This window comes from Massilia sp. TSP1-1-2 (assembly GCF_049896185.1).
GTDB lineage: Bacteria > Pseudomonadota > Gammaproteobacteria > Burkholderiales > Burkholderiaceae_D > Telluria_A.
Window position 1 is genome coordinate 1 of the sequence record NZ_JAFCTU010000228.1, and the last position, 506, is coordinate 506.

General features: G+C 49.0%; 1 pseudogene. It reads left to right on the forward strand.

Annotated features, from left to right (window positions below):
• Positions 1 to 294, forward strand: a pseudogene (locus ACP7BV_RS27840) (hypothetical protein); the annotation flags it as partial.
• Positions 295 to 506 lie beyond the last annotated feature (212 nt).

A 506-nucleotide genomic window follows, 5' to 3' on the forward strand; every position in this document is an offset into this window, starting at 1 on the left:
CTTCAGCGCACAATTGGCATTTACCTCTTCGCCAACACAGCCGGCCAGGTCTATACGCGCAGCGGATTCAACACAATCCTCACCCGTCTTATGAAATTTTGCGAAGCAAAAGCACGCAAGGACGGGGTCGAGTTCAAGCGCTTCACTCTCGCTGACATGCGACCGGCCGCCGTGACAGACCGCGTTGAAAGCGGAGACGTCAACGTAACGGACGCAACGGGTCACAGCGATGACCGCATGGTCAAGAAAGTGTATGACCGCCGGAGCATCAAGACAGCAAAAGCAACAAAATAGTCTACGCCCTAGCCCCCTCCATTTTCCAGTTGACATAGATAACCAGGACATGTCAGCATGAGGTCACTTTGTACTATGTGAAGAACAAAATGACTGCAATTTGTAAAATTGTTATTCATCACGCAACCAAGAGGAGACAAACATGTTTGGAAAATTAACAATTAGGAATATTTTGCCAGAAGTTTTGCACGGTCTAGAGGCCTTGGCGGTCC